Origin of the sequence: Cupriavidus phytohabitans (assembly GCF_000426345.1) — a bacterium.
GTDB lineage: Bacteria > Pseudomonadota > Gammaproteobacteria > Burkholderiales > Burkholderiaceae > Cupriavidus.
This window is the reverse complement of sequence record NZ_AUFE01000001.1, coordinates 133,204-150,337: the sequence shown is the minus strand read 5'-3', so window position 1 is coordinate 150,337 and position 17,134 is coordinate 133,204. Positions and strand designations below refer to the sequence as shown.

At 66.9% G+C, this 17,134-nt stretch carries 14 protein-coding genes and 1 pseudogene; 12 read left to right on the top strand and 3 right to left on the bottom strand.

Going from position 1 to position 17,134, the window contains the following annotated elements; all coding sequences use genetic code 11:
* Window positions 1-9: 9 nt before the first annotated feature.
* Window positions 10-223, bottom strand: a pseudogene (locus tag K309_RS0100730) (chromate resistance protein ChrB domain-containing protein); the annotation flags it as partial.
* A gap of 285 nt (window positions 224-508) precedes the next feature.
* Between K309_RS0100730 and K309_RS0100725 the strand changes: the two are divergent.
* Together K309_RS0100725 and K309_RS0100720 are read left to right on the top strand one after the other, a co-directional pair.
* Window positions 509-1,324 (top strand): DUF2092 domain-containing protein, encoded by an 816-nt coding sequence (locus K309_RS0100725; protein ID WP_029044624.1) that lies wholly within the window; start codon window positions 509-511, stop codon window positions 1,322-1,324.
* A gap of 28 nt (window positions 1,325-1,352) precedes the next feature.
* A complete protein-coding gene (locus tag K309_RS0100720) occupies window positions 1,353-1,883 on the top strand; it encodes a hypothetical protein (RefSeq protein ID WP_029044623.1) in 531 nt (176 codons plus the stop codon).
* 8 nt (window positions 1,884-1,891) lie between these two features.
* Here the strand turns inward: K309_RS0100720 and K309_RS0100715 are convergent, their stop codons facing one another.
* Window positions 1,892-3,877 carry an aconitase family protein gene (locus K309_RS0100715; protein WP_029044622.1) on the bottom strand — a complete coding sequence of 662 codons (1,986 nt, stop codon included), beginning with the start codon at window positions 3,875-3,877 and terminating at the stop codon, window positions 1,892-1,894.
* Between the two features lie 196 nt (window positions 3,878-4,073).
* On the opposite strand from K309_RS0100715, the gene K309_RS0100710 reads away from it, so the two are divergent.
* Together K309_RS0100710 and K309_RS0100705 are read left to right on the top strand one after the other, a co-directional pair.
* Window positions 4,074-4,982, top strand: a complete 909-nt coding sequence (locus K309_RS0100710; protein ID WP_029044621.1) for a LysR family transcriptional regulator — start codon at window positions 4,074-4,076, stop codon at window positions 4,980-4,982.
* A 105-nt stretch (window positions 4,983-5,087) separates the two neighbouring features.
* Entirely contained in the window at window positions 5,088-6,074 is a 987-nt protein-coding gene (locus tag K309_RS0100705) for a Bug family tripartite tricarboxylate transporter substrate binding protein (RefSeq protein ID WP_029044620.1), read from the top strand.
* A gap of 172 nt (window positions 6,075-6,246) precedes the next feature.
* Here the strand turns inward: K309_RS0100705 and phaP are convergent, their stop codons facing one another.
* Window positions 6,247-6,642: a TIGR01841 family phasin gene (phaP, locus tag K309_RS35670; protein WP_051320268.1), complete on the bottom strand. Its 396-nt coding sequence runs from the start codon at window positions 6,640-6,642 to the stop codon at window positions 6,247-6,249.
* 467 nt (window positions 6,643-7,109) lie between these two features.
* Here phaP and K309_RS0100695 point away from each other — a divergent pair, with 467 nt between their 5' ends.
* From K309_RS0100695 to K309_RS0100660, 8 genes are all read left to right on the top strand, one after another.
* The gene (locus K309_RS0100695) at window positions 7,110-7,373 is read left to right on the top strand and encodes a hypothetical protein (RefSeq protein ID WP_369796384.1); all 264 of its coding nucleotides are present in this window, start codon (window positions 7,110-7,112) and stop codon (window positions 7,371-7,373) included.
* A 68-nt stretch (window positions 7,374-7,441) separates the two neighbouring features.
* Window positions 7,442-8,743: a TolC family protein gene (locus tag K309_RS0100690; RefSeq protein WP_029044618.1), complete on the top strand. Its 1,302-nt coding sequence runs from the start codon at window positions 7,442-7,444 to the stop codon at window positions 8,741-8,743.
* A complete protein-coding gene (locus tag K309_RS0100685) occupies window positions 8,740-10,287 on the top strand; it encodes an efflux RND transporter periplasmic adaptor subunit (RefSeq protein ID WP_029044617.1) in 1,548 nt (515 codons plus the stop codon). The genes K309_RS0100690 and K309_RS0100685 overlap by 4 nt, the downstream gene beginning before the upstream one ends.
* Window positions 10,284-13,454, top strand: a complete 3,171-nt coding sequence (locus K309_RS0100680) for an efflux RND transporter permease subunit (RefSeq protein ID WP_029044616.1) — start codon at window positions 10,284-10,286, stop codon at window positions 13,452-13,454. Before K309_RS0100685 ends, K309_RS0100680 begins: the two co-directional genes overlap by 4 nt.
* Window positions 13,451-13,789: a copper-binding protein gene (locus K309_RS0100675; RefSeq protein WP_029044615.1), complete on the top strand. Its 339-nt coding sequence runs from the start codon at window positions 13,451-13,453 to the stop codon at window positions 13,787-13,789. Before K309_RS0100680 ends, K309_RS0100675 begins: the two co-directional genes overlap by 4 nt.
* Before the next feature lie 89 nt (window positions 13,790-13,878).
* Window positions 13,879-14,766, top strand: coding sequence for a LysR substrate-binding domain-containing protein (locus tag K309_RS0100670; protein ID WP_029044614.1), 888 nt, complete (start codon window positions 13,879-13,881; stop codon window positions 14,764-14,766).
* A gap of 172 nt (window positions 14,767-14,938) precedes the next feature.
* Window positions 14,939-15,688, top strand: a complete 750-nt coding sequence (locus K309_RS0100665; RefSeq protein WP_029044613.1) for an SDR family NAD(P)-dependent oxidoreductase — start codon at window positions 14,939-14,941, stop codon at window positions 15,686-15,688.
* Window positions 15,689-15,771: 83 nt separating this feature from the next.
* A complete protein-coding gene (locus K309_RS0100660) occupies window positions 15,772-17,100 on the top strand; it encodes an MFS transporter (RefSeq protein WP_029044612.1) in 1,329 nt (442 codons plus the stop codon).
* Window positions 17,101-17,134 lie beyond the last annotated feature (34 nt).

Genomic DNA, 17,134 nt, shown 5'->3' with positions numbered 1-17,134 from the left:
AAATGGAAATCAAGTCTTCTTGTTGGCCGAGAAGTGCGCGTAAAGTGAATCCAGCAACCGTGCCGATTTCCGCCAGCAGCGCGTCATCATCCTTCAGGCGGGCCCGTGCGCCGGCCAGTACGGCTTCAAAGCCGCTGGCTTCCGGCACCGAAATGCCGCAAATGTCGAGCGCATGCACCATGGTGCCAAGCCGGCTGAGCCCGTGGTCGGATTCGAGGCCGAAGCCGCGGCATCCCAAAAAAACATAGGAGACAACCATGCGGATCAAGCAAGCAGAGGTCTCTTCGCCACATCGGGCTACGCCCATGCGGAATATCCAGTCCATCTCCGATTCCCGGCCCCCGCCGCCAGGACAGCCAATTCCAGCGCCCTACAACACGGCTTACCGCACCCACAAAAAGATTCACTTCACTTCCCCCTTCCCGTCATAGAAGATTCCCCAGCATCTCCATCGCCGGCCTGAATCCGCACGCGGCCGGGCGATTGTCCAGTCAACCGGGAGTTCACCATGGCACGCATACCGGCCCTGACCCTGCTCGTCATCGCGCTGGCGGCCTGCAGCAGCACGCCGCCCGCGCCGCCACCCGCGACGCCTGCAACATCGGCCGCCTCCGCCGCGGCACCGGCGCAGGCACAGGCGAAGCCCCAGCCGAACGCTGTCGACCCCGCAACGATCCAGGCGCTCAACGACATGGGCAAGTACCTGCAGTCGCTGCGCCAGTTCGAGGTGTTTATCGACCTGTCTGGCGAACGGGTGCTGCAGGACGGCCAGAAGCTGCAGCACACCGCCACCGCGGACCTGGATGTGCAGCGGCCGGACCGGCTGCGCGCGCTGATGCGCAGCGCGCGCTCGCAGCGCGACCTGATCTATGACGGCAAGAAGGTCACGCTCTATTCCCCGACGCAGAAGGTATACTCGCAGGCCGAATTCAGCGACAACCTGGGCGTGCTGGCGCAGCGGCTGCGCGAACGCTTCGGCGTGGAAATCCCCTCGGCCGACCTGTTCCTGTGGGGCACGCCCGCGGCGCCGGTGGACAACATCGAATCGGCGATGAATGCCGGGCAGGACATCGTTGGCGGCGAGCTGTGCGATCACTATGCCTTCCGCCAGGGGCAGCTCGACTGGCAGATCTGGATCGCCGCCGGCAACCGTCCGGTGCCGCGCAAGCTCGTCATCACCAACCGGTCCGACGAGGCCAGGCCGCAATCGGTCACGCTGTACAAGTGGAACCTGAATCCGAAATTCAGCAATTCAGCGTTCGCCTTCACGCCGCCCAAGGACGCCAGGAAGGCGGAGTTCGTTCCCCTGAAGGCCACCCGGTAACGGGGCCATGGACAAAAGGAGCATTGCCATGAGCTACACATTCGCAAAGCCGCTCGCGGTGTGCACGGCCGCGCTCATGCTGGTGGCGTCCGGCTGGACATCGGTGGCCGAGGCCGCCCGCGGCGACAGGGGGGGCGGACATGCCGCTGCCGGCGGACATGCCGCGGGCGGGCAGCGCGCCGCTGCCGGCGGCGCCAGCCGCGAAACGCGGCAGGTGAACAACCAGCGTGCCGACGCGCGCACCAACAATGTCCGCAACACCAGCGTCAACAACGTCAACGCCAGCCGCGACGTCAACGTCAATACGAGCCGCAACGTCAACGTGAACGTCGAAAATGGCGGCTGCTGCGGCTGGGACAACGATTACCACCCGGTGGCGACGGCCGCCGCGGTGACGGCCACCGTCGCCGTCACGTCGGCGGTGGTGGGATCCATGGTGCGCACGGTCCCGCCGAGCTGCGTGCCGGTCAACTACGGCGGCATGGTCTACCAGCAGTGCGGCAGTACCTGGTACATGCCGCAGGGCGCGCAGTACGTCGTGGTCAATCCTCCGTACTGATGGCGCGCTTACCCGTGGCGCCGCTGCAGGTCATGGAATGACAGCAGTTCGCCCGCCATCGCACTGGCGGCCACGGTGGGCGGGCTGGCCAGCCACACCTGCCCGGGCCCCGAGCGCCCGGGGAAATTCCGGTTGATCGAACTCACCGTCACCTGCTCGGCCCGTTCCGACGAACCCGGGCCACAGTTGGCGCACGCCCCGCACGACGGTTGCAAGATGCGCGCGCCGACCGCATGGAACGTCTCCATGTAGCCCTGGCGGATGCAATAGTCCCGCACGTCGGTGGTGCCGAACTGCAGGTAGAGCGTGACATGCGACGGCAGCCGCAGGCCGCGCTGCACCGCCCAGTGCAGCACCTCGTGGTACAGGTCGAAATCCTCGCGCTTGCCGGCGGTGCAGGAGCCGCCATAGGCGATATCCACCCGCACGCGCTGGTCCAGCGTGGCCAGCGGCAGGCCGTTGCCGGGATCGCCGGGGCGCGCCACCATCGGGCCGAGCGTGCCGCAGTCGAGTTCGATGGTGGCCGCGAAGGCGGCATCGTCGTCGCTGCGCATCCACGGCTCGATCACGAGATCAATGCCGCGGCGCTCCCTGAGGAAGCGCACGGTCTGCGCATCCGGCGCGACGATGCCGGTGAAGCCACCCAGCTCGGCGCACATATTGGTCAGCGTGGCGCGTTCGTCGATGGACATCGCGCGCACGGCGGGGCCGGTGAACTCGAACACCTTGCCGACGCCGGCGCCTGCCTTGATCTCGGCCCGCGCCAGCAGATGCAGCACGACATCCTTGGCCGTGACGCCCGGCGCAAGCGCACCGTGGAGCGCGACGCGGATGCCCTGCGGCATGGTCATGCGGACCGCACCCGTCACGAACGCATTGGCCATGTCGGTGGTGCCGACGCCGAAGGCCACGCAGCCGAGCGCGCCGCTATGCGGGGTGTGCGAGTCGGTGCCCACCACGACCTGTCCCGGCAGCGCATAGCGCTCGGCCATCATCGCGTGCGAGATGCCCGCGGCATGGCTGCCGTCGTCGCTGCCGTCGCCGCTGAGTGAGGCTTCCTCCGTCAGCGTGCGGTGGCACCGCAGCCGGTAGGCGTCGACGAACTCCCGCTGCGCCGCGCACATCCGCGCAATGTTGTCGACCAGCCCGCCACGCACATGCGCGGGGCTTTCATTGACGTAGGAGGTATGGTCCTCGAATACCACGATGCGATCGGCATCCTTGAGCCGCAGCGGCTTGCCGAACGTGGCGTGCAGCATGTGGGCGCACATGCCGGTGTAGTACTCGTGGATAAAGCGCCAGTCTGCGCGCACAAAGATGCCGTCGCCCGGTTGCGGGCCCGCCGGGGATACGGGCGTCACGGGCGTCATCAGCAGGTGGCGGTGGACGATCTTCTCGAACAGGGTTTGTGGCGCCGCGGGCGGCGTCGCTGGTGCCGGTTCGACCTTGCCCAGGTATTGCTGGCCGAACTTCAGCAACCCGCCGCTCAGCAGGATGGCGGCGGCCAGCGCGTCGCGCCCGGCCACCAGCGTTTCCGCGGCGATCGGCTCGCCGGCCTGCAGGCGCGCGAGCAGGCCGAAGTCGGTCGAGGTGAACAGGCCGATGTTGTCGGCGTTCTGGCGGTAGATGCGCTCGAAGCTGCGCGCGATCACCAGCCGGATGCCGGCGAGCTTCTCTGCCGCCGGGCTATGCTCGCGCGACGATCCCTTGCCGTAGCGGTTGCCCGCGACCGTCACCGAGAAGCCGCCCTCGCGGATCGCGCCGGGCGCGACCGGGCAGGTGCCGCCGACCTTGTAGCCGGTATAGGGATAGCGGCCGAGCTTGTCGTCGTAGTGCGTCAGGATCGGCACCGGCGTGATCTCGTCGGTGGACACGTCGTCGCGCAAGGGCCCGGCTTGCTCAAGCGTGAGGGCCTCGCCGTGCAGCTGGCGCGCCATGGCATCCGCCGAGTCGGCGAGGAACAGGATGCGGCCTGGGAAATCGGGGGCGCTCATGCGGGTCTCCAGTGGCATATTGGCGGCACTTTACTGGCTGCATCGCGCCGGCACGAAGCGCTGATCCGGCATGGCTGCTATCTGTGGATGGCATATCAGGGTTAACCCGTTATCCCCGTGTTGTGCATGCGGCAGGCATGTGCGCAGGCGTTAGTATCGGGCGACACGCGACACGCCGCCCGGCATCCTGAAGACCATGCACCGCATCGACCCCGTCAATATCCAGCTGTTCCTCGCCGCGGCACGCGAAGGCTCGATCAAGCGCGCGGCGGAAACCGAACACATTGCGCAGTCGGCGCTGAGCCGGCGCATCGCGGAACTGGAGCGCAGCCTCGGCGTGGTGCTGTTCGTGCGTTCGCCCGCCGGCGTGGTGCTGACCGATGCCGGCGCCCGCGCGCTCGAACTGGGCCGCAAGCTCAACGAAGACATCGCCAGCTTTGCGCGCGAAGTGCAGGATCTTGGCGACCAGGTTGCCGGCGTGGTGCGCGTGTCGGCCAGCCCATCGGCCATCATCGGCTTCCTGCCGGAGCGGCTGCATGCGTTCAAGGCGGCGCATCCGCTGGTCGAGATCGCGCTGTACGAACGCTCCACGGCCGAATCGATCCGCGCCTGCCTCGATGACCGCGTCGACATCGGCATCGGCGTCGCGGCCAAGACGCCTGGTGGGCTGGAGTCGTGGCCGTTCGCCAGCGATCCGCTCAATGTGGTGCTGCCGTCGTCGCACCGGCTGGCGCGGCGCAAGCGCATCCGCTATGCCGAAGTGCTGGAGCATCCCCTGGTGGTGGTGCAGCCTGGCGGCGCGCTCGACCAGGAGCTGCGCGAACAGGCGGCGAACCTGCGCCTGCCGTTCAACCAGAGCGTGACGGTGTCGAGCTTCGAAGCCGCATGCCGCATGGTCGAGGCCGGCCTGGGCATCGCCGTGCTGCCGGCCAGCGCCGGCGCGGCCTATGCCGGCACGCGCGGCTTTGTGCGCGTGCCGCTCGACGAGCCGTGGCGCGAGCGGCAGCTGCTGATCTATGCGCCCTACAAGCAACCACGGCTGCGCGCGATCGCGGCGATGATCCGCGCGCTCCAGCCAGGCACCGCCGAGGCTATGCCGGCCTGAGATATCCGGTCCAGCGGATTAGCACTCTGCCGTGCAGCGGCGCAGCCCTACACTCCGACCCAAGGCCACCGCCCACGGTGCGATTTCAATAAACGGAGACAAGGAATGCGGACAACGCTGTTTCGGCGGGCGCGCCATGCGCTTGCGGGCATCACCACACTGGCCGTGCTGGGCGGCCTGCCTGGCGCGGTCAATGCGCAGGAAACCAGGCCGGTCAGGCTGATCGTGCCGACCCAGCCGGGATCGCAGGCCGACGCCGTGGCGCGCGCGCTGAGCCAGCCGCTGGGCAAGCACCTGGGCCAGTCGGTGGTGGTCGAGAATATCGCCGGTGCCGGCGGCGTGCCGGGCACGCAGCAGATCGTCAGGGCGCCGAAAGACGGGTCGACGCTGGGCCTGATCTCGTCGAACCACGTGATCAACCCGTTTATCTACAAGAACCTGCCCTACGACTCGCTCAAGGACATCACGCCGATCACGGTGATCGGCACGCTGCCGCTGGTGCTGGTCGTCAATCCTTCGGTCAACGCGCAAAACACCCGCGAACTGGTCGCGCTGCTCAAGTCGAAGCCGGGCGAACTCAACTATGGCTCGTCTGGCAACGGCACGGTGCTGCATCTAGCTGGCCAGCTGTTTGCCAGCGAAGCGAAGGTCGATATCCGGCATGTGCCCTACAAGGGCTCCGGCAACTACACCACGGACCTGGTCGGCGGCCAGGTACAGGTCGGCTTCCTGACGGTGCAGGCGGTGCTGCCGCTGCTCAAGGCCGGCAAGCTGAAGGCCATCGCCGTCTCGACCGCGCAGCGCGTGCCGGCGCTGCCGGAGGTGCCGACGCTGGCGGAGTCCGGCCTGCCGCGCTACAGCTTCGATGCCTGGCTGGCGATCGTGGGTCCGGCGGGCTTGCCGAAGGCCAATGTATCGGCGCTGCAGTCCAGGATCCAGGCCACGCTGCAGGAGCGCGAGGTGCAGGAGCATCTGGCGGGGCAGGGCGTGGTCGTGGCGGCCACCGGTGCCGACGCGGCCGTGCCGTTCTTCCGCAGCGAGCTGGACAAGCATGCAAGGATCGTCAAGCAGGCGGGGGCGACGCTGAACTAAGGCAACGTGCCTGACACCCGGCCCGCCGAAGCGTCCTGCGCAACGCCACCCGTAGCAAAGCGTGGGATTCAATCAACAGCACCTTCATTGCACGCTTCTCTCTTGTGCACTGACGCGGCGCCGCGGCCGCGGCAGGGGCGGCATGCGGCGCGGCGCGCCCGGCGGCCGTGGTTTATGCAGCGACTCGCCCGGCGAAAGCCGACGCGGTGGCGTGGCTCAGCCTGGATTGTGCAAGTTCGACCGCTTGCTGGAAGCGAGCCTGCGCCAGCTGCGCAAGTTCGGCCTGCGTTTCGGACGCGATTTCGCACACCTGCCGCGTGTAGGCGCAGGCCTTGTCGGCGGCAAGGGGTGTCAGGCCGTTCTGCATGTCGAGGACCTTGCGCAGGTCCTTGCTGGCCAGCAGCGCCTGCATGCGTTGCTGGCTTTCCTCGAAGGCCGCCTGCGCGGTCTGCAGGTTCAGCTCGGCGATCCGCTGGAAGCCGGCAAACAGGATGCTGGAGTAGGCAAAGCAGTCAGCGAAGCCGCTGCCGTGGGTGGCAGCGAGCTGATCGGGCGCGAAAACGGGCATGCAATGGTTTCCTTGGATCCGCCTGGGCACGGTTGCCCGACGACGGTAGCTGGTGGACGCACGACCGTGTGCGTCGAAGGAGACGCCCGGCGTGCTGCGTTGCATCATTCGCGACCCATTCTAGAGTAAGCACTCTAAACAATGTTGCCCGGTGCCCTAGGGGCATTCCCCGATGGTTTCAGCGTTTTTGCACGATTTTGTGCTTTCGTTTTCGTTTCTGTGTGCATTCTTGTTGACACGCCCTGCAATCCGCCAAGAGTCACGTCGATCACCCGAAAACGCAGTATCCTTCCTCACGTACGCAACCGCGCACGCCACCGACACATCACTTGCGCCACGCTGTCCGCCGGCATCCCGTCTTCGCCGGCCTCCTGCTTGTTGTATTTCTGACAGTTCAACTGGCAGCGGCCGCGTACGCCTGTACCGGCATCCGCTACCAGATGGAAGGCAGTGGCACGGCAGCGGCAATGACCGAATCGTGCGCCGACATGGCGCCTGGCAGCGACTACCAGGGGATTGACCAGAGCGGGCTATGCCAGGCGCACTGCCAGGCCGATTCCAGGAGTGCGGACCATGCCCACGCGCAGCTGCCGGCATTCCTGCCGGTGCTGAGGAGCATCGTGGAACCCACGCGCGTGGTCCTCGCTGATATCCGCGTCGCGCTGCGCGCGGAAGTGGAAGCCCGCGGCCCACCGGCCCTGAACATCCTTCACTGCAGTTTCCAAACGTAGCCTCCGGATCGACGTCCATTCAGCGCTGCCCGCCAGACCGGGCAGCTGTCGTCGCTCACGGAGGCTTTATGCTTTCTCTTCGTCGCCTGGCACTGGCGCTGCTGTGCGCGCCTGCCCTGGGCCCGGCGTGGTTGCACGCCGCAGCCGCGCAAGCCGCTCCAACTCTTTCCCTCGAGGAAACCGTCGCGCTCGCGACGGCCCACGCGGGCAATGCCGAATCTTCTCCCGGCGCCGTCGAGTCGGCCGCGCAAATGGCGGTCGCCGCCGGCCAGTTGCCGGATCCGGTGCTCAAGCTCGGGCTGAACAACGTCCCCCTGAACGGGCCGGACCAGTTCTCGCTGACCCGGGACTTCATGACCATGCGGTCGGTCAGCGTGATGCAGGAATTCACGCGCGCGGACAAGCGCCGCGCAAGAGCGGCGCGTTCCGCGGCCGAGGCGACCGCCGCCGAGGCGAAACGAGCCGTCGGACTGGCCGGCGTGCAGCGCAATGCGGTCGGTGCCTGGCTTGACCTGTGGTACGCCGAGCAGACCGCCGTCCTCCTCGGCCATCACGTCCACCCGCTGGATCTGGCGCTCCAGGCGGCGACGGCCGCCTATCGCAGCGGGCGTGGCTCGCGTGCGGATGTCCTGGCGATGGAGCTTGAAATCGAGAAGCTGCACGACCGCCAGGACGAAAACCGTGCCGCTATTGCAACGGCCATGCTCAATCTCGAGCGCTGGGTCGGGCCCGCGGCCAGGCGCCCGTTGTCGGAGCGCCCGCCGCTCGACGTGCCGCAAGGCATTCAGCACCTGCTGCAAGGCGAATTCGACGCGGTGCCTGAGGTGACGGCGGCGCAGCGTGAAGTGGCCCTGGCGGAGTCGGAGATCCAGGTGGCGACAGAAGCCCGCAAACCGGATGTGACGGTAGAGCTGATGTACAGCCAGCGCGGCCCGGCCTACTCCAATATGGGGTCGCTCAACGTCAGCTTCCCGGTACCCTGGGACCGCGGTAATCGCCAGGACCGCGATGTCGCAGCCAGGCTCGCACAGGCCAACGAGGCGCGCGCCAGGGCCGAAATCATCCGCCGCAACACGCAGGCCATGGTGGGCGCCAGGCTTGCCGAACTGCAGCGCAACCTGGAGCGGCTCAAGCGCTACGACGAGAAGACCTTGCCGTTGGCCCGCGCGCAAGCGGATGCCGCGCTCACGGCCTACCGGGCCAATACCGGGTCGCTGCCCGCTGTCGCCGAGGCCAGCCATCGCGCCATCGACATGGCGGCGGAACGGCTGGCGCTTGAGGCCAGGACGGCCAGGCTCTGGGCCGAGCTGACCTTCCTGGTCCCTCTGCCAACCGCGCAGACCGGGCCGGCCATCAAGGATCTCCAATGAAAAAAGCACGTATTGCAGCGGCCGCCGCCCTCGTTCTCGCCGGCGCCGCTATCTATAGCGCCTATCATCTCGGCGTCACGCGCGGGACACAACTTGCCCAGTCGCGGACACCCGGCGCCGGGCCCGCGCTCAAGGCAGGTGACATCGATCCGAAGACCGGCAAGAAGATCCTGTACTGGCATGATCCGATGGTGCCCGGCCAGCGCTTCGACAAGCCGGGCAAGTCTCCCTTCATGGATATGCAGCTCGTGCCGGTCTACGCCGATGGGGAAGGCGCGGGCGGCGGGGTCACGGTCGACAGCCGTGTCGCGCAGAATCTGGGCATCCGCACGTCCGAGGCCAGGACCGGCCGGCTCAGCGCCGTGCTCGAGGCGCCAGGCAATGTCGCCATCGACGAACGCAGTGTCCAGGTGATTCAGGCACGAACCACTGGCTTCGTTCAGCATGTTGCCGTCAAGGCAACCCTCGACCCGGTTCGGCGCGGGCAAGTCCTTGTGACGGTGTACTCCCCCGACTGGATCGCCGCGCAGGAGGAATACCTCGCCGTGTCCCGCACGGCCGCCGATGGCCGGATTGACCTGCTCGGTGCGGCCAGGGCCCGCATGCTGCAGGCGGGCATGACGCCAGGCCAGGTGAGCGCGGTCGAGTCGTCCGGCAAGCTCCAGCCCCATGCTGGCATCGTGAGTCCGGTCGACGGCGTCGTGACCGAGGTCGCGGTCCGCGAGGGCATGACGGTTTCCCCGGGCACGACACTGTTCCGCCTGGCCGACCTGAGCCGGATCTGGGTGATTGCCGAGATCCCGGAGGGCCAGGCCCGCGCCATTGTTCCCGGCCAGGCGGTCAAGGTATTGCCCGCCGGCGCAACCGAGCCACTGGCCGGAACGATCGACACCGTCCTGCCGGACGTCAATCCGGCCACGCGTACCGTCAAGGTGCGCATTGTCCTGCCCAACAAGGGCAGGCAGCTGTTGCCGGGCATGTTCGTGACGGCCCGTTTCGACAGCGGCGAGCAGAAAGAGGTGCTGATGATTCCCCTGGAATCCGTCATCCGCACCGGCCGGCGCAGCATCGTCATGGTGGATGCCGGCACGGCAGGTTTTGTGGCAACCGACATCAGGACCGGACGCGAGGCCGCGGGCATGGTCGAGGTGCTGGATGGGCTGCGGGCTGGCCAGAAGGTGGTCACCTCCGGACAATTCCTGATCGATTCGGAGGCCAGCCTGCGCGGCACCGCAGAGCGCATGGGTGCTTCTCCGGCGGCTTCCGCGCCGGCGGCAGCCGCGCCCGGGCACGAGGGCCTCGGCCGCATCGAGGCAGTCAACGGCAGCGATCGTGGCACCGAGAGCCTGACCATCTCGCACGGCCCCATCCCCTCGGTGCAGTGGGGCGCGATGACCATGGATTTCGCCGCGCCGCCTGCGGGCCTGCCGAAAGGGCTCAAGCCCGGTGACCGCATCCGGTTCCGCTTCCACCTGGACAAGGACGGCATGGCGATCCTGTCTTCGGTCGAGCCGGCTGGCGTCACCCAGGAGGCCAAGCCATGATCGCCCGGCTTATTCTTGCGTCCATCCGCAACCGCTTCCTGGTACTGCTGGCCACGATCCTGCTGACCGCATGGGGACTGTGGGCGGCGCGCAGCATGCCGCTGGATGCATTGCCGGACCTGTCCGACGTGCAGGTCATCATCCGCACGCCGTTTCCCGGCCAGGCGCCGCAGATTGTCGAGAACCAGGTCACCTATCCGCTGACCACCACCATGCTGTCGGTGCCCGGGGCCAGGACCGTGCGCGGCTATTCGTTCTTTGGCGACTCCTTTGTCTATGTGCTGTTCGAAGATGGCACCGACCTCTACTGGGCACGGTCGCGGGTCCTGGAATACCTGAACCAGGTGCAGTCGCGCCTGCCCGCCGCAGCCAGGCCGGCACTGGGGCCGGACGCCACCGGCGTCGGCTGGATCTACGAGTACGCGCTGGTGGACAAGTCCGGGCAGCATGACCTGAGCCAGTTGCGCGCGCTGCAGGACTGGTTCCTGCGCTTCGAGCTGAAATCGCTGCCCAATGTCGCCGAGGTCGCCTCGCTGGGGGGCATGGTCAGGCAGTACCAGATCGTGCTGATGCCGGATCGGCTGCGCGCCTACAACCTGTCGCAGGCCAGGGTGCTGGCGGCGCTAAAGGGGGCCAACCAGGAAACCGGCGGCTCGGTGCTGGAGCTGGGGGAAGCGGAGTACATGGTCCGCGCCAGCGGGTACCTGAAGACGCTCGACGATTTCCGGCAGATCCCGCTGGTGACCAGCGACGCCGGCATCCCGGTGCGGCTGGGCGATGTCGCCGTCATCCAGCTCGGTCCAGAGATGCGTCGCGGCATTGCCGAGCTCGACGGCCAGGGCGAGGTTGCCGGCGGTGTCATCGTGATGCGCTCGGGCAAGAACGCACTGGAAACCATTGAGGCGGTCAAGGCCAGGCTCGCCACGTTGCAGCAGAGTTTGCCGGCTGGCGTGCAGATCGTGACCACCTACGACCGCTCTGCGCTGATCAACCGGGCGGTGGAAAACCTGGCGCACAAGCTGGCCGAAGAGTTTATCGTCGTCGCCCTGGTCTGCCTGGCTTTCCTGTTCCACCTGCGCTCCGCGCTGGTGGCCATCGTTTCATTGCCGCTGGGTGTGCTGGCCGCGTTCCTGGTCATGCGATACCAGGGCGTCAATGCCGACATCATGTCGCTGGGCGGCATCGCGATCGCCATCGGGGCCATGGTCGATGCCGCGGTTGTCATGATCGAGAACGCGCACAAGCACCTGGAGCACTGGCATGCGGACAATCCTGGCCGCGAACTGGGCGGGCACGAGCGCTGGGGCGTGATCGGCGCGGCGGCAGCCGAGGTCGGGCCCGCTCTGTTCCTGTCGCTGCTGATCATCACGCTGTCGTTTATCCCGGTGTTTGCGCTCGAAGCGCAGGAGGGCAGGCTGTTCTCGCCGCTGGCCTACACCAAGACCTATTCCATGGCCGCGGCGGCGGGACTGTCCGTGACCCTGGTGCCGGTCCTGATGGGCTACCTGATCCGCGGCAGGATCCCTGCCGAGCAGTCGAATCCGCTCAGCCGATGGCTGATCTGCGCCTACCGGCCCGTGCTCGCCAGGGTGCTTGCCTTTCCCCGGGCCACCGTGGCGATCGCCGCGCTGCTGTTGCTTGTGAGCGCGTGGCCGGTCATGCGGATCGGCGGCGAATTCATGCCGCCCCTCGACGAGGGCGACCTGCTGTACATGCCATCGGCGCTGCCGGGGCTGTCCGTCGGCAAGGCAGCGCAGCTGCTGCAACAGACCGACCGCATGATCAAGACCGTGCCCGAGGTGGCCACCGTGTTCGGCAAGGCGGGCCGCGCCGATACCGCGACCGATCCGGCGCCGATCGAGATGTTCGAGACCACCATCCAGTTCAAGCCGCGTGACCAGTGGCGTGCCGGCATGACTGCCGACAAGCTGGTGGAGGAACTCGACCGGGTGGTGAAGGTGCCGGGCCTGTCCAATATCTGGGTGCCGCCGATCCGCAACCGCATCGACATGCTCGCCACCGGCATCAAGAGTCCCGTGGGCATCAAGGTGGCCGGCGCTGACCTGAAGGAAATCGACCGCCTCGCCACGCGCATCGAAGACGCCGTCAGGGCGGTGCCTGGCGTCACCTCGGCGCTCGCCGAACGGCTGACCGGGGGGCGCTATATCGACGTCGACATCGATCGCATGGCGGCCGGCCGGTATGGCCTGAACATCGAGGATGTCCAGCGCATCGTGTCGTCGGCGATCGGCGGCGACAACGTGGGGGAAGTCGTCGACGGGCTGGCGCGTTTTCCCATCAACGTCCGTTATCCGCGCGACTACCGCGAATCGGTCGAGCAGCTGCGCAACCTCCCCATCGTCACCGACAGGGGCCAGCAGATCGTCCTGGCCGACGTGGCGCGCATCCAGGTGGTGCAGGGGCCGCCGATGCTTCGCAGCGAAAACGCCCGCCTGTCCGGCTGGGTGTACGTGGATATCCGCGGACGCGACCTGCGCTCGGCCGTCCGGGACATGCAGGCCGCGGTGGCAAAGGCGGTGCCGATGCCGGCGGGCTACTCGCTCAGCTGGTCGGGGCAGTTCGAGTACCTGGAGCGGGCGACGGCGAAGCTGAAGGTGTTAGTGCCGTTCACGCTGCTGATCATCTTCGTGCTGCTCTACCTGGTGTTCGGCCGTCTCGACGAAGCGCTGCTCATCATGGGCACGCTGCCGCTGGCGCTGATCGGCGGGTTCTGGCTGCTTTACCTGCTGGGCTACAACCTGTCGGTGGCCGGCGTCGTCGGCTTCATTGCGCTGGCCGGGGTTGCGGCGGAGTTTGGCGTAATCATGCTGCTCTACCTGAAGCAGGCCTGGAGCCTGCGCGAGGACCGTGGCGAGACCGGCTCGGCTGCCCTCATGGAAGCCATCCAGGAAGGCGCGGTACTGCGCGTGCGCCCCAAAGCCATGACGGTCGCGGTTATTCTCGCAGGCCTGGTTCCCATCATGTGGTCGCACGGCACCGGCTCGGAAGTCATGCAGCGCATTGCCGCCCCGATGGTCGGCGGCATGGTGACTGCCCCGTTGCTGTCCCTGTTTGTCGTGCCGGCGGCGTACCTGCTGATGCGCAGGCGCAAGCCAGGATCCACTCCACTTTCCACTCAACCCTCGCTTCAGGAGGAATCAAGATGAAACGCGTCAAGACTCTCGCAATCGTGCTGGCCCTCGCCGCCACCCCGGCGGCATTCGCTGCGGGATCGATGGACGGCATGGACATGAAGCCGTCGGCGGGGTCGAAGCAGGCTCCCCGCCCCGTTGCGGCGGAAATCAAGAAGATCGATATGAAGGCCGGCAAAGTCACGCTCAGGCATGACCCGATCGAGAACCTCGGCATGTCCGCCATGACCATGGCGTTCCCGGTCAAGGATCGCGCCTCGTTGCAGCATTTCCGGGAAGGCGAATCGGTGTGGGCCACATTCGACAATGTCGACGGCAAGCCGACCGTGGTCGGGATGCAGCGCAAGTAACCGCGGCGGACCGCGGACCGCCGCATTCGGCGGCACGCGGCCCGCAACACCCAGTAGAATCGCTGCGACTCCATGCCGAACCACATGCCATGCGGATTCCTCCGGTAAAGGCCATTATCGCCTTCGAAAGCGTCGCCAGGACAAAGAGCGTCAGCCGCGCCGCGGAGGAACTCGGCCTGACGGCGTCCGCCGTCAGCCACCAGCTCAGCAATCTGGAAGAGATCCTTGGCCAGGCGCTGTTCTTCCGGCAAGGACGCGGGCTGGCGCTGACGTCGGTTGGCGAGCAGTATCTGCGCGATATCACCGGCGTGCTTGCCGATCTCAACCGCGCTACCGAACGCGCTTCGAGCCCCGCGAATATCGAGATTCTGCGTGTCCATTCGAGCCCGAGCTTCGGCCTGATGTGGCTGCTGCCACGGCTGGAATCGTTCCAGGCCGACAATGGCGATATCCAGCTCAACCTGTCCTGCTCGTATGAAGACGTGTCGTTCACAAGCGGCTACTACGATGTTGATATCCGCCACGGCTACGCGCACTGGCGCGATCTGCAGGTGAAGACGCTGCGGCGCGAGACGATTGCGCCGCTGGCTTCTCCCGCCTATCTCGAAAAGCATCCGATCCGTACACCCGAGGATTTGCTCGCGCAGCGGCTGATCTATTCCGAAACGCCGCTGGTGCAGTGGCAACAGTGGTTCGCGCGGTTCGGCGTGCCGGCTTCGCACAAGACCTTCGACTTCAGCTTCGACCGCTCCTACATGTCGCTGGAGACTGCCGCACTGGGACTGGGCGTGGCGCTGGAGAGCACGCTATTGGCATCGGTGCAGATCCGCAAGGGCGCGCTGGTGCCGGTGTTCGACGACAGCCACGCGCTGGAGGTGGGCAGCCACCACCTGGTCTGCCCGGCGCAGAACGCGGAGTTGCCGCGCGTGGCGCGCTTCCTGGCCTGGCTCGACCGCCAGCTGCCGGCGCCGCGCTGAACGCGCGACGCCCCCTGCGGGGCCAGTGAAGTGAATGAAGCGTCTCACTCTTCCGGGCGCCTTCGCCGACATTTGAAAATTTCTCAGCAATAGCTGAGGCAGACCGCGTTGATCGTCAGGCCGCCAGCGACAAAACTCGACACATCCCAAGTCCAATTGCAAGGAGACAAAGATGCTGGTCGAGAACAACGTAGTCATCATCACCGGTGCCGCCTCGGCGCGCGGCATCGGCAAGGCCACCGCCAGGGCCTTCGCCGCGCAGGGCGCCACCGTGGTGATCCTGGATCTGCGCCTTGAAGACGCGCAGGCCGCCGCCGGCGAGCTCGGTGACCGGCACCTGGGCCTGGCCTGCGACGTGACCGACAAGGCCGCCTGCGAACGCGCGGCGCAGGCCGTGCTGCAGCGCTACGGCCGCATCGACGCCCTCGTGAATAACGCGGGCATCACCCAGCCGGTGCGCACGCTCGATATCCAGGCGGCCAACTACGACGCCGTGCTCGACGTGAACCTGCGCGGCACGCTGTACATGTCGCAGGCGGTGCTGCCGCAGATGCGAGAGCAGAAGCGCGGCAGCATCGTGTGCATGTCGTCGGTGTCGGCGCAGCGCGGCGGCGGGATCTTCGGCGGGCCGCACTACAGCGCCGCCAAGGCCGGAGTGCTGGGGCTGGCACGCGCCATGGCGCGCGAGTTCGGGCCGGACGGCATCCGCGTCAATTCGATCACGCCGGGCCTGATCCAGACCGACATCACCGGCGACAAGCTCACGCCAGAGATGCGCGCCGACATCATCAAGGGCATCCCGCTGGGCCGCCTGGGCAATGCCGCCGACGTGGCCAACGCCTGCGTGTTCCTGGCGAGCGACATGTCCGCGTACCTGACCGGCATCACGCTCGACGTCAACGGCGGCATGCTGATCCACTAAGTTCAAGTGAAGCCGCCCGAAAGAGGCGGGACCTTCAACAGCCGGGGCACCGCAGCGCGGCGCCACCAGGCAGGAGACAACCGATGAAGACCAAATACGCGGCTTCGCCCATTGGCGGCGAAGCGACGCTGCACGCCGATTCCGCCACCTTCGAGACCCGCACCTACGCCAAGGTGGTGAAGCGGCTGATCCCGTTCCTGATGCTGTGCTACCTGGGCGCCTACCTGGACCGGGTCAATGTCGGCTTCGCCAAGCTGCAGATGCTGAGCGACCTGCAGTTCAGCGAAACCATCTACGGCCTCGGCGCCGGCATCTTCTTCCTCGGCTACTTCATCTTCGAGGTGCCGAGCAACGTGATCCTGCACAAGGTCGGCGCCAAGCGCTGGCTGGCGCGCATCATGCTGACCTGGGCGGTGATCTCGGCGTGCTTCGCCTTTGTCACCACGCCAACCCAGTTCTACGTGCTGCGCTTCCTGCTCGGCGTGGCGGAGGCCGGCTTCGCACCTGGCGTGATCCTGTACATGACGTACTGGTTCCCGTCCGAGCGGCGTGCCAAGGCCTTGTCGATGTTCTTCATGGCGATTCCGCTGGCCGGCATCGTGGGCGGGCCGCTGTCGGGCTGGATCATGCATGCCTTCCACGGCGTGGGCGACCTGGCCGGCTGGAAGTGGCTGTTCCTGATCGAGGCGCTGCCTTCGCTGTGCCTGGGCGTGGCGATCCTGTACTACCTCGACAATGGCATCGACCAGGCGCACTGGCTGACCGACGCCGAGAAGGCGCTGCTCAAGCGCAATATCGAAGGCGACAACGCGCACAAGATGGAGCACATGTCGATCCGCTCGTTCATGGGCGACCGCCGCCTGTGGCTGATGGCAGCGATCTACTTCTGCGTGGTGCTGGGCCAGTACGGGCTGACCTTCTGGCTGCCAACGATCATCCGCAAGGCCGGCGTTGCCGATCCGCTGTGGGTGGGCATCTACACCGCGCTGCCGTACCTGTGCGCCATCGTGGCGCTGCCGCTGGTGGGCATGAGCGCCGACCGCCGCCGCGAGCGCCGCTTCCACCTGATCGTGCCGATGGTGGTCGCCGCCGCCGGCTTTGCCACCTTGCCGCTGCTGGGCAGTGTCAGCGCGTCGCTGGTGTGCCTGTGCATCGCCGCCGCCGGCATCCTGGCCTCGTCGTCGCAGTTCTGGGCGCTGCCCACCGCGCTGCTTGGCGGCATGTCGGCGGCAGCGGGCATCGCCGCGGTCAACTGCGTCGCCAACCTGGCCGGCTTCTTCTCGCCCGCCATCGTAGGCTGGCTGAACGACCTGACTGGCAAGTCCACCGCCGGACTGGTGTTCATCTCGGGCACCGTGGTCTTCGGGGCGATGCTGGTGCTCCTGGTCCCGGCCAGGTCCGTGAACCGCTGAAGTGGACCGCTGAAGTGAACCGCTGAAGCCCCCC

Bases quoted from the DNA above. Each gene is read 5' to 3' on its own strand.
- K309_RS0100680 (WP_029044616.1), top strand. From the start codon at position 10,284: ATGATCGCCCGGCTTATTCTTGCGTCCATCCGCAACCGCTTCCTGGTA.
- K309_RS0100725 (WP_029044624.1), top strand. From the start codon at position 509: ATGGCACGCATACCGGCCCTGACCCTGCTCGTCATCGCGCTGGCGGCC.
- K309_RS0100675 (WP_029044615.1), top strand. From the start codon at position 13,451: ATGAAACGCGTCAAGACTCTCGCAATCGTGCTGGCCCTCGCCGCCACC.
- K309_RS0100685 (WP_029044617.1), top strand. From the start codon at position 8,740: ATGAAAAAAGCACGTATTGCAGCGGCCGCCGCCCTCGTTCTCGCCGGC.
- K309_RS0100720 (WP_029044623.1), top strand. From the start codon at position 1,353: ATGAGCTACACATTCGCAAAGCCGCTCGCGGTGTGCACGGCCGCGCTC.
- phaP (WP_051320268.1), bottom strand. From the start codon at position 6,642: ATGCCCGTTTTCGCGCCCGATCAGCTCGCTGCCACCCACGGCAGCGGC.
- K309_RS0100715 (WP_029044622.1), bottom strand. From the start codon at position 3,877: ATGAGCGCCCCCGATTTCCCAGGCCGCATCCTGTTCCTCGCCGACTCG.
- K309_RS0100670 (WP_029044614.1), top strand. From the start codon at position 13,879: ATGCGGATTCCTCCGGTAAAGGCCATTATCGCCTTCGAAAGCGTCGCC.
- K309_RS0100690 (WP_029044618.1), top strand. From the start codon at position 7,442: ATGCTTTCTCTTCGTCGCCTGGCACTGGCGCTGCTGTGCGCGCCTGCC.
- K309_RS0100710 (WP_029044621.1), top strand. From the start codon at position 4,074: ATGCACCGCATCGACCCCGTCAATATCCAGCTGTTCCTCGCCGCGGCA.
- K309_RS0100665 (WP_029044613.1), top strand. From the start codon at position 14,939: ATGCTGGTCGAGAACAACGTAGTCATCATCACCGGTGCCGCCTCGGCG.
- K309_RS0100695 (WP_369796384.1), top strand. From the start codon at position 7,110: ATGACCGAATCGTGCGCCGACATGGCGCCTGGCAGCGACTACCAGGGG.
- K309_RS0100660 (WP_029044612.1), top strand. From the start codon at position 15,772: ATGAAGACCAAATACGCGGCTTCGCCCATTGGCGGCGAAGCGACGCTG.
- K309_RS0100705 (WP_029044620.1), top strand. From the start codon at position 5,088: ATGCGGACAACGCTGTTTCGGCGGGCGCGCCATGCGCTTGCGGGCATC.